12 protein-coding genes are annotated in these 15,718 nt (G+C 28.7%); 4 read left to right on the forward strand and 8 right to left on the reverse strand.

The genetic code is table 11. From position 1 onward, the window contains the following. Positions 1-54: 54 nt before the first annotated feature. Positions 55-1,071, forward strand: coding sequence for a formimidoylglutamase (locus Q0997_RS09315; protein ID WP_299887828.1), 1,017 nt, complete (start codon positions 55-57; stop codon positions 1,069-1,071). Positions 1,072-1,472: 401 nt separating this feature from the next. Then, positions 1,473-2,426 (forward strand): bifunctional helix-turn-helix transcriptional regulator/GNAT family N-acetyltransferase, encoded by a 954-nt coding sequence (locus Q0997_RS09320; RefSeq protein WP_299887831.1) that lies wholly within the window; start codon positions 1,473-1,475, stop codon positions 2,424-2,426. Between the two features lie 156 nt (positions 2,427-2,582). Here the strand turns inward: Q0997_RS09320 and Q0997_RS09325 are convergent, their stop codons facing one another. Both Q0997_RS09325 and Q0997_RS09330 read right to left on the reverse strand, forming a co-directional pair. Continuing rightward, a complete protein-coding gene (locus tag Q0997_RS09325; RefSeq protein WP_299887834.1) occupies positions 2,583-4,955 on the reverse strand; it encodes a S8 family serine peptidase in 2,373 nt (790 codons plus the stop codon). A gap of 20 nt (positions 4,956-4,975) precedes the next feature. Beyond that, positions 4,976-6,211 carry a hypothetical protein gene (locus tag Q0997_RS09330; RefSeq protein WP_299887836.1) on the reverse strand — a complete coding sequence of 412 codons (1,236 nt, stop codon included), beginning with the start codon at positions 6,209-6,211 and terminating at the stop codon, positions 4,976-4,978. 379 nt (positions 6,212-6,590) lie between these two features. Here Q0997_RS09330 and Q0997_RS09335 point away from each other — a divergent pair, with 379 nt between their 5' ends. After that, the gene (locus tag Q0997_RS09335) at positions 6,591-7,415 is read left to right on the forward strand and encodes a T9SS type A sorting domain-containing protein (RefSeq protein WP_299887838.1); all 825 of its coding nucleotides are present in this window, start codon (positions 6,591-6,593) and stop codon (positions 7,413-7,415) included. Here Q0997_RS09335 and Q0997_RS09340 read toward each other — a convergent pair whose 3' ends face one another. Further along, the gene (locus tag Q0997_RS09340) at positions 7,416-9,176 is read right to left on the reverse strand and encodes an AraC family transcriptional regulator (RefSeq protein WP_299887840.1); all 1,761 of its coding nucleotides are present in this window, start codon (positions 9,174-9,176) and stop codon (positions 7,416-7,418) included. A gap of 55 nt (positions 9,177-9,231) precedes the next feature. Then, entirely contained in the window at positions 9,232-9,723 is a 492-nt protein-coding gene (locus tag Q0997_RS09345) for a hypothetical protein (RefSeq protein WP_299887843.1), read from the reverse strand. A gap of 162 nt (positions 9,724-9,885) precedes the next feature. On the opposite strand from Q0997_RS09345, the gene Q0997_RS09350 reads away from it, so the two are divergent. Then, the gene (locus Q0997_RS09350; RefSeq protein ID WP_299887846.1) at positions 9,886-11,328 is read left to right on the forward strand and encodes a hypothetical protein; all 1,443 of its coding nucleotides are present in this window, start codon (positions 9,886-9,888) and stop codon (positions 11,326-11,328) included. A 40-nt stretch (positions 11,329-11,368) separates the two neighbouring features. Here Q0997_RS09350 and Q0997_RS09355 read toward each other — a convergent pair whose 3' ends face one another. From Q0997_RS09355 to Q0997_RS09370, 4 genes are all read right to left on the reverse strand, one after another. After that, entirely contained in the window at positions 11,369-13,117 is a 1,749-nt protein-coding gene (locus Q0997_RS09355) for a hypothetical protein (RefSeq protein ID WP_299887849.1), read from the reverse strand. A gap of 63 nt (positions 13,118-13,180) precedes the next feature. Beyond that, positions 13,181-13,708: a hypothetical protein gene (locus tag Q0997_RS09360; RefSeq protein ID WP_299887852.1), complete on the reverse strand. Its 528-nt coding sequence runs from the start codon at positions 13,706-13,708 to the stop codon at positions 13,181-13,183. A 55-nt stretch (positions 13,709-13,763) separates the two neighbouring features. Continuing rightward, the gene (locus Q0997_RS09365) at positions 13,764-14,999 is read right to left on the reverse strand and encodes a DUF6638 family protein (RefSeq protein WP_299887855.1); all 1,236 of its coding nucleotides are present in this window, start codon (positions 14,997-14,999) and stop codon (positions 13,764-13,766) included. A gap of 69 nt (positions 15,000-15,068) precedes the next feature. After that, positions 15,069-15,707 (reverse strand): hypothetical protein, encoded by a 639-nt coding sequence (locus Q0997_RS09370; RefSeq protein ID WP_299887857.1) that lies wholly within the window; start codon positions 15,705-15,707, stop codon positions 15,069-15,071. Positions 15,708-15,718: the final 11 nt, after the last annotated feature.

Here is a 15,718-nt window from a genome sequence, read left to right on the forward strand (position 1 = left end):
TGTCATTTACTTTTTTAAACGTAATTTTATTTTTTATAACACACTTTCAGTTTAATGAATACACTTGTTTTATTAAAACCAAATGAAGTAGATACTCTACTTAATAAACGTCAAGGTGAATCTAAATTTGGCGAACATGTTCAATTATTAACCTCGTCTGCTAACATATACGACGACATAAAAAGTTTAGACGTTAAGTATGTTCTAATTGGTTTACCCGAAGACGTAGGTGTATTCGCAAACCACGGAAAATCAGGAACTTCAACAACATGGGATAGCACAATTAAAATTTTGTTAAATACCCAAAGTAACCAATTTATAAATCCTAAAGACATACTCATTTTAGGTCATCTAGATTTTTCTAAAGCCGTAAATATTACTTCCAAATTAAAGCAAAATAATTCAAAACACATAAATAAAGTAAAAAAGTTAGTAACAGAAATTGACAAAGACGTTAGTAACTTGATTTTCAAAATTGTAAATGCAGGTAAAATTCCTATAATAATTGGTGGTGGTCATAACAATGCCTATGGTAATATAAAAGGGACGTCATTAGCATTAAAAAAGTCTATTAACTGTATAAACTTTGATGCTCATACAGACTTTAGAGCCTTAGAAGGTAGACATAGTGGTAATGGTTTTTCTTATGCCTTTTCTGAAGGTTTCTTAGATCGTTATTTTATATTTGGTATACATGAAAATTATACATCAGCTTCTATTTTTAATACTCTAAAAGCTGAAAAACGAATAGAATATAATACATATGAAGCTATAGCCGTAAGGCAACAATTAAAGTTTAAGGCAGAGATGAAAAGGGCTTTAAAACATATATCTAATAAACCATTTGGCATAGAAATAGATTGTGACGCTATGCAAAATATACCAAGTAGTGCACAAACTCCAAGCGGATTTTCAGTAGAAAAAACAAGACAATTTATTAACTATTTTGGTTCAAGTAAACAAGCAAAGTATATACATATATGTGAAGCAGCTCCAAAGAAAAAACAAGTAAACCAAGTTGGTAAATTGATTTCTTTTTTAATTACAGATTTTATAAAATCACAATCTTAGTTGGTATTACAAAACATTCAAAACACCGGATTAAGTGATTTATTTATACGTTTAAAAGTATATTTCTTACAAAATAAGACTTTAATCAGGTTTATTTACTTTTAATCGATGTTTTTGAATTTTATAATTTAGTATATAAAAGATGTTCTAAATATATTTTAAATTCATACTATAAATGAAACATAAAATAAACTCTTTACAGAGTCAATAGAAAGAAACATTTATTATTTAAAAAAAGCATTCTTAAAATTTAATATCATTTTGATTACCCTAAATCGCTATGAAAGTACATATATTTAAGAATGCTTTTTCTTTTTCTTTTACTTCTCTTTTGCTTAATTAGTGTGTTTATTAAAATTTTCATATATTTACATAAGCACTTATATAATTACATATATAATATGGATGCATTAAGAGGATTTGGTGAATTAGGTTTAGGATCAAGACTAAAAAGGTTAAGTGAATACTTAATGAAGGAAACACAATTGGTATATAATCACTTTAATATTGACTTTGACCCCTATTTATTTCCCGTATTTAAGATTTTAGTTCATAATAAAGGGGTTACAAATACAGATATTAAAAACTCATTAAACTTATCGCAACCCGCAATTACTCAAGCTATTAATAAACTTATAAAAAAGGAGCTCGTAATAATAAGCAGTGATAAAAAAGATAAAAGAAAAAAAATTGTTCATTTATCTAAAAAAGGAGAAACTCTATTTGTAAAACTAAACCCTATTTGGAAAGACATTGATCTTGTTATTAAGAATTTTACATTAACGACTTCTAGTTCACTTATAGAACACTTAAATACATTAGAAGATAAATTAACAGAACAAAGTTTAAGTAGTATGATAATACAAAAAGCTAAGATGAATACTAAAAGTGATTTAGATATTGTTACTTATAAACCAAAATATGCAACACATTTTTATAATTTAAATATAGAATGGTTAAAAACTTATTTTTATGTAGAACCATTTGATGAGGAAGTATTAAGTAAGCCAGACCAATATATAATACAAAAAGGTGGTCATATCTTTTTTGCAATACTAAACAATAAAGTTGTTGGTACAGTAGCTCTAATGCCACTGCCAAAAGAAGATGCTTTCGAGCTTACAAAAATGGCTGTATCTCCGAAACATCGTGGGCATAAAATTGGGCAACAATTAATGCAATATTGTATAGATTATGCTAAAGAACATAAATTTAATAGACTCCTACTCTACTCTAATACTGTATTAGAAAATGCTATTTATATTTATAGAAAATATGGTTTTATTGAATTAGAATTAGAAAAAAACTCACCATATAAGCGAAGTAATATCAAAATGGAATATTTTGGTTTATAGTAGAATTGTTTGTTATACATCAAAATAAAATATAAAGAAATCACGTATTTATAATACTTCCAATGTAATTGTTTTAATAGCATAATGTATTTAGAAAAACAAAATAAAGCACTGTAAAACAGTGCTTTACCATTTAAAACATCTTAGTTTTTTAAATTATCTAATAATTATCTTTTTATAAAATTTCTTTTCATTAACAATAATTTCAATTATATAAATTCCTGTACGCAAATTTGATTTATAAATAGGTATTTCATAATTACCTTTAACTTGTTTTGTTTCTGCTAAAATTATGTTAGAATTAAAACCGGCTAAATCTGATATAGAAATAGAAACAGTACTTTCTTTTTCTAAATTGTATTTTATAATTCCAGAATCTTTAATTGGATTTGGTATGACTTCTATTGCTATAGGTAAATCTATTAAGTTGATTTGCTTAACATTTTCTTTTTTAGAGCTATTAAATTGATTAAGCTCCAAAGCAACTAAATTGTTACTTTCATTACTTTCATTTATTATATTCTGTGCATCTATTTGTAACAAAACATAATTAAACCCCGAAGGTATCGTTAACGAAATAGTAGACAATGGTATTGAACTACCTGGGCATAGCGTCAAGCCAAATCTAGAAGAATCAACGATAAGAGGATCTGTGCTTTCTCCATCAAATTGATTATCTACTGATGCATAATATTTATTAAAAGATAGTAACGTTTGATTAGGAGCTTGAGCTTTTGTAAATCCACTATTTTTAGTCTGATAGGAAACTAAATATTCATTTCCTTGTACATTTGATACCATTGGACTTTCTATTGTAAGATCTGGTTTACTAATAATTTGAAAAGTATGTTTAAATCTATTAAACTCATTAAACTCTGTAACTTCTTCAGTTGTATCAACTTCAAAAGTTACCATGTCCGTATCTCCTAACAAATAACATTCTTCAATTAGAATAGGTATAGTAATTGTGTATTCATTAGAAGTTTGCTGCGAATTCAAAGCAGGAACATTTATAGTATTTATATTAGTACCAAACGCATACTTTAATACAGAAGCCTCAGCAATCTTATCTCCAGTATTTTTTACTTTAAACTTAATTATCAAATCTTCACCAGGTATTATCTCATTTGGGTTACTTGTAAACTCTAACGTAAGGTTAGGCAATAAAAAATCAGAATTAGGGTTAAATGTTTCCGCCATTTCTACAGCTGCTTTTGCATTTAAAGCACCATACCCTGTTTCTTCATCCCATTCATTAGGATTATTAGGTGCTATATCTCTTGCTGTTTCTTGCATAATATGCAATACTTGATAATTCTTTAGATTACTATTCATGCTCCATACTAGAGCAGCAATACCAGCAGCAAAAGGAGAAGACATTGAAGTTCCATAAGTATCTAGAATATAGTTACCATTCTCTACAGATTCATAAATATCATATTGAGAGTAACCTTCTGTAATACCCATTACATCTGTACTAGGTAATAAAGTCCCAGGTGCTAAAAAATCTAAACCTATACCATAATTACTTCCCCAATTAGTTGTTGGATGGTCTTCCCTACTATCTTGATCACAAGATCCACCATCGCTATCAGAAGTACTGCTTTTTCTTTCATCACATGGGCTTAAAGCTCCAACACCTGCAATAGAAGGATACTTTGCAGGGTAATCCATACTATTACCATTATCATTCCCTGCTGCTGCAAAAAGCAAAAGCCCAGCATCTATTGCATCTCCAAATGTTCGTTCTTTTTCAATATCGTATATAGTATTTCCTGTTGCAGTATGATTACCAAAACTCATGGTTACAATATTAGCTCCATAAAGTATAGCATGACGAATAGCGCTATCTACAAGATCATTTGGAGCGCCACCTCCCGAAATAACTTTAAGAGGCATAATATTACAATTCCAATCAACGCCAGCTACGCCTTCTCCATTGTTTGGTGTAGCTCCTAAAATACCAGTCACTAGTGTACCATGCCCCAATAAATCTTCGTAATTTGAAGTTCCATCCACAAAATTATAGCCATTTACGATTCTTGTATTATCTATATCTAAATGGTTTATATTTAAACCACTATCTAATATTGCTACCGTAATATTTGAAACCCCTTTAGTAATGTCCCAAGCTCCAAATACATCTGTCCCTTGTCCCAAATTTGAAATAGGGTTTCCATTAAAATCATTAAGAGTATTAATAGTATTAAAATGTCCCCATTGCTTAGCAATATATGGATCATTATAAAAAGGTCCATCACATATTCCTATTAAGGCGTCAAAATTTGCACCATTAATAGCATCAAAATCTGGTAGTAATGTAATTTCAAAACCAGCTCGATATTCAACTGTTGCGGTATTACCTATAAAATTTACTCCTGTTGCAGTAATACTATTAGTCGCTTGTACAACTTGATTACCAGTTACTGTTCCATTTGAAACATTTATATTTTCTTGACAAGCTTGTGCTTGAATTTGAATAACTGTAAAGAATAAAAATCCCAGCGATATATATATTTTCTGTATCATATCTAAATTATAAGGGTTAATTATTTATCTAACAGTTTATTAACCAAGCTCTTTAGCTGCTCTATTTCTTTTTGTTGGTCTATTGTATACAATGTAAGTTCTTCAATTTTTTCTAATAATTTAGCATTCATTTCTCCTACATTAAAACCTTCTTCTTTAACTTTTTTAGCAGAAGGCATGTTAGGTAAATGTCCAAGCGTATTAATTTCGATTTCTAAATTTGCTAGCGGTTTTAAATTGTAACTATCTTCAAAAACATAATCTGGCCAATTTGCATAAGTTCTAATTTTTAATTCTTCTGTCAATATGTTACCATTCACAGCTAATTTGTAACCTCTTGTATTTGTTGTCCCTATGCCTAATTGGCCATTTGTATTAAAAACAACTCTATCTTCCACATTTCCAGTATATTGATGTATGTATAAATTTCCGCCTTTAGGCTGAATGTGTAAAGAAGCATGATTTCCATTATTTCTAGCTTGAATTTCATTATTATCTATAACAACATTATGACTATTAAGAAGTCCTGCTGTGATAAATCCTCCTCCTGAAAGACCTGCTGGTGTTCCATTGGCAACATGAATTTTTGATTCTGGATTTATAGTACCTAATCCTATGCTTCCATCTACTAATAATTTAGATCCAGCAATTGTTACACCATCTTCGAAATCGCCATTATGATTAATGACTAGTTTTGACCTGTTTAAGGATGCATTATAAATTGGAAACAAAGCTCTATTATATTGAACTTCTCCTGCACTAAAATGTCTTAACTTAACTACACCTTTATCATTTGTTTTAAAACTAGGTGTTGTAATTATACCATCTACATGTAATTTTGATTCTGGATTAGTAACTCCAATACCAACAAAACCATTGTTTGTTATGCGCATACGTTCTATAGGAGCTGCACCATTAATAAAATTAGTTCCAAAAAGAATATCTCCATTTGTTTGTCCCTTTACTATTAAATCTCCAGGGAAAGCTGTTGAAAGAAATCTACCTTTTTTATTTGTAATTCCAATAAAAGCTGGATTATATGTTAATGTATAAGGTGCAGTTGTTAATGTAATATTTGGAGTTTCTCCTGAAAGAAGAATTGAGGGGTTATTATTAACAATATGAAGTGGTTGGTTTGGAGTTGTAGTTCCAATACCAACATTTCCAGCATTTGGAAATATATTTTGAGATTGAACCTTCGAAGGCATGAATACATACCCTAATATAATAACGATAATTAATACTTTGTTTTTCATAAAATTAAAATTTCATAATTAATTAAAATGTTTGCTTAATGAGTTTTATTGTTATTTTAAAATCTCACTTTTTGATAAATATCAAGACAAAAAAAAGAGGTGTACAAATCCTTAATTCATTTTAAAAGTAAAATAAAAATTAGGTCAAAAAAAAGAGTGTATTGTCAGTTTTATAAAATTGAACAGTTATAAAAACCTTAAAAAAACAATACTATTTTAATAATTAAACTAATCGCAAAAAAACTACCACAATCCTAATAAAGACAGCAACTACCATCAATTTTATTAGGCTCAAATTTATAAAATTGATAGTTACAACCTTTGAATGATAGCTTAAGAATAATTATCTTTATTGTAGTCTAATTTAAAATCTATAATTATGAAAAAAATTAATGGGATACTATTACTATCAATTACTTTTTTCTCTTGCTTAGTAAATGCACAATCTCTAAATCAATGTTCAAGTAACACTGTTAGCATTGTTATATCAAGTGTTCCAGGAACCACAAGTAGAGATTTTTCCATTTCTTTTACAAATGTTCCAAATCAAGTCTCTCAATTTGATGGTATGACATTAGATTTATGTGTTTATAATAATAGTAGCTATCCAATTCCTGGCTGGCGTTTTTATCTTGAAAACAATCATGTAAAAGGTTCTAGAATAGAGTCTTCAAATTGCCAAGAAATACTAGGAGGTCTAACTCCTGTTCGCATTCCCCCAATAGAATCTGGAGATTCTATTACAATGCCAGGTGCAATAAACATTCCTGGTAATGGAGGAACCGATCGTTTTTTATCTACTGGATCTCATATATTTAATTTCTCTATATACAAATATAAAAGTAGTGGTAAGAAAGTAATAAAAGATACGCAAGAAATGAATTTTAATGTTGTTACTTCAAGTTCGCAAGCTGTCAGTAATTGTGAATTATTATCTAAAACATCTAATAATTCTCAAGCTATAACGACCTATCCAAATCCATTTATAAATAAAGTCGTATTCGATATTAGCAAACAAAATTTTAAATTCCCTATAAGTTTAGAGATCTATAACAACAAAGGAATATTAGAAGATAAACATACATTTGATAAGAATAGTTTAAAAGGGTTAGAATATTACAATAACCAATTGAGTGCTGGAATCTATTATTATAAGTTGTTTTCCAAAAATAAAATTGTTTCTGGAAGTTTTGTTCGTAAATAATTAAGATTCTTTATTAAATTGTTTTATGTAATAAGACAAGTTTAATTGAGTATGCTTTTTAAACGTTTGATTTAAGGTATTCACACTTTTATACCCTGTTTCTTCTGCTATTGCCTTAATGGTATACAGTCTGAAACGTGGGTTCTCTTTTATTTCTTTTAAAACAAATTCTATTCTAAGTTCATTAATATATTCTTTAAACGTTTTTTGCTTATATGAGTTAATTATTTTAGATAAATAAGACGTATTAGTTTTTAATTTTGCTGCTGTATTGTGCAAACTACAGTCCTTTCTCAGAAAAAACGCCTTCTTTTCTAATTTTTCTAATTGTATTAATATTGTATTGACTTTTTCATCAGAGACAATAGTTGGAGATATTATTTTCTCTGTTTCAATTTTCTCAATTCTATTTAAAAGCTTTTTGAATTTTTTTCTGTTTTTTGAGTTATTATTCCAGTAAACAGAAACAGTTATTAATAAGCTTAATAATAAGATAAATATTATAATTTTTGTTTGCCCCAGTTTTTCAGATATTGTTTCATTATTTAAATTAAGCGCTTCATTCTTTTCAGAAAGATCTTTATTAATTAATTTTCTAGTTGAAACATTTCTTTTATGAATGGAATCTGTTATTTTATTTCTTAATAAACTATACTCTAGTTGTTTTTCTTTATCATTAAGTTTAGTTCCCATTTCGGCTGCTAAATCTGATATATCTATAAAAATGTTTAAATATATTTTTCCTTCTGAATTTGCTAGCGCTTCTTCTAAAACTATAAGTGCTTCTTTATAGTTCTGTTTTCCTTCTAAAGCCTTAGCCATAAAGAAACACATATAAAAATAAGTATGATCACTAAATTTATTTTCCTTTAAAAAAACATCTTTCGATAAGTTCAAATGGTGTAATGCTGTATCATAATCGCCTTGATTGATGCACGATTTACTCATATTAGATAATAATCTAGCCCGTTTTACATTAAAACTTTGATTATCTAAATTTTCTATAAATGAAATACCTTCTTTAAATAATTCTATAGATTTTTTTGTTTGCCCTATTTCTCGATGACAGATAGCTAATACATTAATTCCATTAATATAAATACGATTATAAGAGTCAATAGTGTGGTATTGTTCTGTTTTTAATAAAGAGAATAATTGATTATAAATTTCTATTGCTTCTTCATATTCTTCTAACTCTTTTTTTATATGGCCAAGGTGTCCCATTGACACAAGTTCTTCTTCATAAAGCTTATTTTTTTTAGATAAATCATAAGCATCTTTATACGATTTAAATGCATTTTCATAGTCCCCATATTGAATCTCTAAATTTCCTTTTAAATTGAGAGCTCTTGTTATTTTACTAAGAATATCTATATTTTTAGCAACTACAAGTGTAGAATCTGCATAAGCAGTTGCTTTAAAAAAATCTGCTTGTTCATAATGATAATATTCACTAAAACAATAGTAACTTAAGTACCTTATAGTATCATTATTAGTTCTTTTTCCGCGTTGTAAAAACAAAGAATTATAGTCAATTAATTTTTTCGGATTTTCTAGTGAAGTATTATAAATAAATTTCCCAACTTCATCAACACTAGCTTCCGTTATGAAATTATTTATCTCCTTATCATTAAGACTTTTTTTCGTTTCTATTTTTTGTTGCCCATATATTTCTCCCTGGACATTAAAGAATAAAAAAATACTTATTATAAAGTATTTATATCTAAACAATCTAGATATTAGAAGTCTCAATGTTTTCAAATAATAATGTTTTTCGTAAATATAGCAACCGATGTAAATATAAACAATAGAGCTATTAAATTTTAAGAAACTTTTCTAGTTCATTACAGTAATAGATATCTTCTTCACATAAAATATTAGTAGTTTCTATTAGCAAATTTATAACCTGATCATTATCTGGATTTATCTTATGAGCCAAAACAAATTCTGAATATGCCCCATGCACATTATTATTACTCAATCTACTAATACCAGAATTTAATAGAAAGTTAAAAGCTGTCGTATTTTTATAAGTTTTTGCTACGTTAATTGGTCTATTATATGCTTTTTCATGCTCAAAAAACTTATTACAAAAAAGAAAGGTAAAAAAAACTAAAGTTACAATAGTAAATACCGTTATAAATCCAGACAGTCTTTTATTTCTTTTAATTGTTGGTTTTAATTTAAACGTTCTTGAGTATTTTTGAAGAGGATTAAATGTAGGTACTTTTCCTCTTTTAGAAAATGGCTTTCGCATTTTTCTTTTATAAATCCAACTTTGCATTCCAAACCCCATATATCCTGCCATAATACTCTTTTATTTATAAGTATATTAATGTATATATATGTTACATTAAATAACTTTAGAAATAAGGAATAAAAGTACTATTTCAATAAAAACAAGTATTTATACGCTATTATGAGATATGAGATGTTTTTACTTTTGTTACACACTCTAAAATCAACAAAAATGAAAATCACTACACTCTTAATTTTACTCTTTCTTTTTACTTCTTGTCTCTCTGATAAAAACAAGAATTCCAATACCATAGCAATGGAAGTTCCTACTATTGAAACCGATTTATGTTTTGCTATAGATTCTATTAGATTTTGCGAAGATAAAACAGATAGTTTCTGTCCAAAATTACCATTAGATGTTTATTATTTAAACAGTAAAGATGGGCAATTTCAAAATGGTTATTCTTCTACTCTATCTCCAAATACCCAACCTTCTTTTGCTAATTTCTCATGGCAAAGTTTTATTGCTTTAAATTGGCCTGCAGATAGTAATGGTAATCCAGTTGGAGAATTAAATGAAAATACAAATAATAAACGTGTATGGGAATACTACACAGATGCTTCTACTGTCTTTAATAGCGCTCCCAAAGGTGTCACAAATTTAAATACAACCCAAGGAAAAAAGATTTTACATCTATCATCTAAAAACCCAGAATCTATACAAGTATCAGAGTTTTTAGAAGCAGATGATTATCCTTTAATAGATAGAAACTTAAACTTTGTAGTTTTTGAAGAAAAAATGAATAGTATTGAAGAGTTATTTATTACAAAAAACAATTTAACAACTAAAGAAGGTATCTATAATTATAAAAAGAAACATGGAGATTTTCAATTGCCTACAAATACAGATAAAAAAGTAGGTGCAATGGAAATTAAAGCAAGCTGGCGTATTATTGATACTAGCAAAGGTGATGATGCTAGTTTATTTTTTACTAGAGAAGCCACAATATTTGTTGATGCAGACAATAGTATTTCTGGACAATCATTTACCATAGATTGCACAATAGGATTAGTTGGACTTCATATATTAAGAAAAACTAAAAAATTCAACAATTGGGTTTGGTCTACATTTGAACATGTGGATAATGTTCCAGACAATGTTCAAGAGGCGCAAACAGATCAAGAAACGAACTGGTCTTTTTATAATCCTGAATGTTTAAACTGCGCTCCTAATACACCACCACAACATATTGCTGGTGATACATTAAGCAATGGAACAGTGGTATACAGATGGAATACAACAGCGCCTTATGGTGCTAGATATGGCGTTACTGTAGCAGGAGAAGCGAATGGCAAAGCCTTTGGAACACAAGTAACTCGTGTTTACCCTGTTTATTATTGTACTGAGCAGTTAAATAGTATCTGGCAAAGTAAATTGAAAGCTCTAGGTTCTGTATTTGCAAATTATAAACTAGTTGGTACACAATGGATGCTTCCTTTAGATGCGCCTCCGTTTTCAAAAATTAATGCACCATTCTTTTTAGGCAATACTACTGCAGAAACCTATATGCAAGACTCTGCATCCTGTATTTCTTGTCATGATTTTGCAACTGTAAAATATAATGGAGAAACTATTAAAACAGATTTTAGTTTTTTGTTTTCGAAAGCTAAGTAATATAAAAACAGGCTACTTTAGTTAGTAGCCTGTTTTAATTTTACAATCCCTTTAAAGAATCTAATTCACGCTTTAAACGTTTTATTTCTTCCTCTTTTTTAAGTTTCTTAAGAGAATCTACTTTACGTTGCATAGATTCTAATGTTTCACCTGATCCTTCTTCAACAACAAGTGGGTTGATTTGAACTTCTGGCACTTGGTCTCCTACAACATCTATAATTTTTGTGTCTTCAACAAAATATTCTCCAATACCTTCACTAGAACGCCAAGCTTCATTTAATTGATCATATACTTCTTTTTCCCAACTACTTGGATGTTTTACATCTATCCAAACAACATCTCGATACTCGCTATCGATTAATGCTAAATCTGGAGTTGCAGATCCATCAAAATTATCTGAATCTTCCGTAACAGAAGCTACCGTTCCTAAGAAGAATAAACGTTTTCTTCCTGCTATATTTTTAATATATGGCCTAAATTCTACTGGTTTATTTACATTCCAATCGTATTCTTTACGCGATTCTCTTACTTTTGAAGGCATCGCTGAAATACCAGCATAACCTTGTTTTTTTGAAGCATGATCGTAATAATATAACTTATCTGTTCCATCAGCTGGTATAAAAATACTATAGGTTAAACTAGTACGTTCATTACCTACAGGTTCTAAACCAAACCAATGGTATAAACCGCTATAAGTTTCTACTTTAGTTCCTTCAAAATTAAAATCGGTTACAAAAGGTAATTGGTTTTGATCTTCTTCTAAATCTGGAATTTTTACTGCCGTTTTCATATTCCATGGCAAAGGATCACTAAATCCACCTAGAAACTTTAAAGATTCTGCTTGCAAACGAGACACTTTTTCTGCTAAAGTATTTTGTCTTGTTAAATATGGATAGTTTTTCATTTCTTCTGGTGCAATAAATTGCCCTTTCCCTATTGCAATACGCTCAATATAATCATTAAAATCATGTGCTCCATTTTCAATAACCACGACACCGCCAAAACTTGGATAAGGAAAGAAAAAACCTTTCCATTTTATTAAACTTACTACTTGTACCCATTGTCCCGTATCGTTTTTCATATAAAACGTATCACTGGGTTCGTAATTAAATAACATCCATGGATTAAAACGTTGCACTACAGCATTATAGGTGTTACGACTAAACTTTAAAGACTCGCCTATAGAAAATGTAACAGGTATTCTGTTTTCATTAGAAAACCTAGGAAATGGTGTTGTACTAGATACAGCAAAGACTTCTTCTGTATTATCTCGCATACCTTGCCAATAGTATTTCTCGGTTGGCTGTATAGCCATAGTCCACTTATTCTCATCACCTATACGCACTAAATGCGGTAAAGACACATCTTTTGTTTCACCAACACTTTCATTCCCCATAGAATGTACATTTTTAAGTGGCTGAATGCGTTCGTTTTGAGTTAATGGTAACTCGCTTATTTCTACACGATTTAAATCGTTAAATACGTTATATGTTTTCATATAATCGTATAATTCCATCTTCCATCCAACAAAATAAAAAGCGCCAAAAAAGACTGCTAGTATAGCTAAAATAAAAATACGCTTACCAGTTGACGATTGGTTTCTAAACTTTCTTAAACCAAAGAAAAGTACTAAAGCACTTAACAAAATGACAAAGATGAATTTGCGAATAAACAATAACGCTGGTTGATAATCGTCTCGTAAAAAGAATAATAAGATGATAAATAATAGTGATAGAAAAATAACTATCCCTTTTTGTTTTCCGCCTTTATTCCAGTAGTTTTTAATCATATTATTTTAAGGTTTTTGCCTTTAGTTATTAGTTTTGGTAGAATGCTCATTATTTTTTATAAATTATAAATGACCTTTATCCTTCAAACGTTGTCGGGCACTCTTTTTTGGCGGTTCAGGTTTCGTTTTTATTTCTTGTTTTGTTTCTTCAACTACCTTACTTTCTTTAGTTTCTAAATTCTCTATAAATTCTTTACCTTTTTCAACTGTATCTTTTACAGCATCAACTAAAGAGTCACCTTTTTCATCTATTACTTCAGATGATTTAAATACAAAATTAGCCAAATACGTTCCTAATAATGTTCCAAAAATACTAGATGCAAATAAAGAAATAGTTGCTAGGTCTATAGGAATTATAAATCGTACTACAACAATTCCTACTAAAAATAATATTCCAATATACACTAAACGCATTAAAAAAGATTGTTGATACAGGAAGCCCTTTTTGCTTTCTGGTTTCATTTGTAATTCTTTAGAATAGAATATTTTATTAAAAAAACGATAAATCTTATTGCCTTTAGATTCTCTCCAATACAATACAATTCCAAAAAGAATTGAGGCGATAAATATTATTATTTCAAGTGACATCATAGTGCTTATGCTTTTATGGTTAGTAATTCTTTACTATAATATAAGTATACAAATGTTAGATATTGTTACTAATTTCTTGAATTACCCAATCTCTCATTGAGTCATCCCACGTTTCATAATTAATATAAAACTGTTCTTTATCGTACCAGTATAAAAATAAGATATCTTTTGCAGAAATATTAACTAATAGCTTCCAAATTAGATCTATATGTTTTGATGGTAATGAAGAATGTGGTTGATGTAAAGCTTCATAAAACTTAGTATCTACAATATCTCCAATTTTATATTGGTTACTTATTTCTAGCTTCTCAAGATAGCGTTCAACACCCATTACTCGTTTTCTTGAGTCTATATCTAGTTTGTTTAAATAGCTTTTAAATAGTACTTTATCGTTTAAAATAGTTTGAATAGGATGCTGTGTTTCTTTTAAAGACTGTGCAAATTCAAACTTTTTAATACGTTTATATCTATCTGTCTTAACTGCTCTTTCTAAATCACATTCTATAATAATATGGTCTCGAAGTTTAGCCATTAATTCTGGTTGCGATATATGATAAATCAAGACATCGTGTGTTGTATCTTTTATTGCTTCTTTATACCATTTTTCGTCCTCAAACACTACAATTTCACTAATAAAATCTCGTAATACATAAACGCCACCAAAAGCTTTAGTAAAAAAAGAATCTGTACTATATTGAAGTTCATGTAAATCTAAATCGCGATTCCTTAAATCTCCATAGGTTTTAGCAGATTCTAATAGCTGTTGTTGTAAGTTTTCATCTATAAAATTATTACCTGTTTTAAATTTTTCTACTAGCTGTAATTGTTCTTTTTGAACCGAATCTAAATTGTCTATTAAGTGAAAATGAATCGTTACTTTATCATATTTTAAAATATCTAATGGCTCGTAGAACGCATCGATATCTTGATCAAAATCTAAGCAAATAGCACTATCTCTAGTAATATCATTAATTTTTTGATTGTGGGTTCTAAATACATGCTGCATCATCTCACGATCAAACGTATGAAAAGGCACATATACTGGTTTTCCTTTTTGCAGTGGAGAAATTAATATAGCATGCGGATTTGCTTCTCCATTATTAAGGTAGTGTAAATTCTTTTTTTCTTCAGCAATTTCGGGGCTCCAACCAATACCGTCAATAGAAAACTCTTTAAGTTTTGTTGGCATAAAGCCAAGTTTAACCAAACATTTATTATAACGTTCTACTAGTTTTCCACTTACTGGGATAAGTTCACTCCTATATAGATTTGCTTGTTTTAATTTTTGCATCTTGTTTAAGTAAAACGGTAATCTTTTTTTGTATTCAATATTTAATACTGAATAACTTATTCTAAATAATTATTCTTTCTCTTTTAATTTCTTAATAACTTTAATGTTACCATCTATTGGAGCTATAGCTACTTCTCTTTCTTTCTGGGTAACATAAAATACATATAAACTATTTTTTCCTAACATTTTCACTTCTTGCTTTTCGCCATCTTCAAAAACTAATTGATGTGTTAACTCTATGGTTTCTTTAGCAAGTTTTTCTTTGGTTTTTCCGCCTCTACCAACTCCAAAGCCAATAAATAAACCAAAAATATACAGTGCTATAATAAAAATGATAAAGCTACTAGATTTAAAAGCCATATTCATTTTATCTAGCTTTTCTTTCTTTTTTCCGCTTTTATATTTTTCTTTTTTCCCTAACCATTTATAATATAACGGCATTAATTTAGCATAAGCTATTCCTAAAATAATACAAACTATAAATCCAACACCAAGTGATAGTGTACCAGAAATAACAGATACTGGACTAATTAAAACATCTAATATGGATGAATATTCTAAAATATTTATGCCTAAAAAATTGTAATATATAGTCTCATGAAAAATGCCAAGAATTAAAAGAAACACATAACCAATAGATAAATAGTCTTGTATACCATAACTACTTTTATTTTTCTCTTCTATAACTTTTTTAACTTGGTCTTCCATACTATATTAAG

Source organism: uncultured Lacinutrix sp., assembly GCF_947500325.1.
In the GTDB taxonomy this organism is placed as follows: domain Bacteria; phylum Bacteroidota; class Bacteroidia; order Flavobacteriales; family Flavobacteriaceae; genus Lacinutrix.

Bases quoted from the DNA above. Each gene is read 5' to 3' on its own strand.
- Q0997_RS09315 (WP_299887828.1), top strand. From the start codon at position 55: ATGAATACACTTGTTTTATTAAAACCAAATGAAGTAGATACTCTACTT.
- Q0997_RS09320 (WP_299887831.1), top strand. From the start codon at position 1,473: ATGGATGCATTAAGAGGATTTGGTGAATTAGGTTTAGGATCAAGACTA.
- Q0997_RS09325 (WP_299887834.1), bottom strand. From the start codon at position 4,955: ATGATACAGAAAATATATATATCGCTGGGATTTTTATTCTTTACAGTT.
- Q0997_RS09330 (WP_299887836.1), bottom strand. From the start codon at position 6,211: ATGAAAAACAAAGTATTAATTATCGTTATTATATTAGGGTATGTATTC.
- Q0997_RS09335 (WP_299887838.1), top strand. From the start codon at position 6,591: ATGAAAAAAATTAATGGGATACTATTACTATCAATTACTTTTTTCTCT.
- Q0997_RS09345 (WP_299887843.1), bottom strand. From the start codon at position 9,723: ATGGCAGGATATATGGGGTTTGGAATGCAAAGTTGGATTTATAAAAGA.
- Q0997_RS09350 (WP_299887846.1), top strand. From the start codon at position 9,886: ATGAAAATCACTACACTCTTAATTTTACTCTTTCTTTTTACTTCTTGT.
- Q0997_RS09355 (WP_299887849.1), bottom strand. From the start codon at position 13,117: ATGATTAAAAACTACTGGAATAAAGGCGGAAAACAAAAAGGGATAGTT.
- Q0997_RS09360 (WP_299887852.1), bottom strand. From the start codon at position 13,708: ATGATGTCACTTGAAATAATAATATTTATCGCCTCAATTCTTTTTGGA.
- Q0997_RS09365 (WP_299887855.1), bottom strand. From the start codon at position 14,999: ATGCAAAAATTAAAACAAGCAAATCTATATAGGAGTGAACTTATCCCA.
- Q0997_RS09370 (WP_299887857.1), bottom strand. From the start codon at position 15,707: ATGGAAGACCAAGTTAAAAAAGTTATAGAAGAGAAAAATAAAAGTAGT.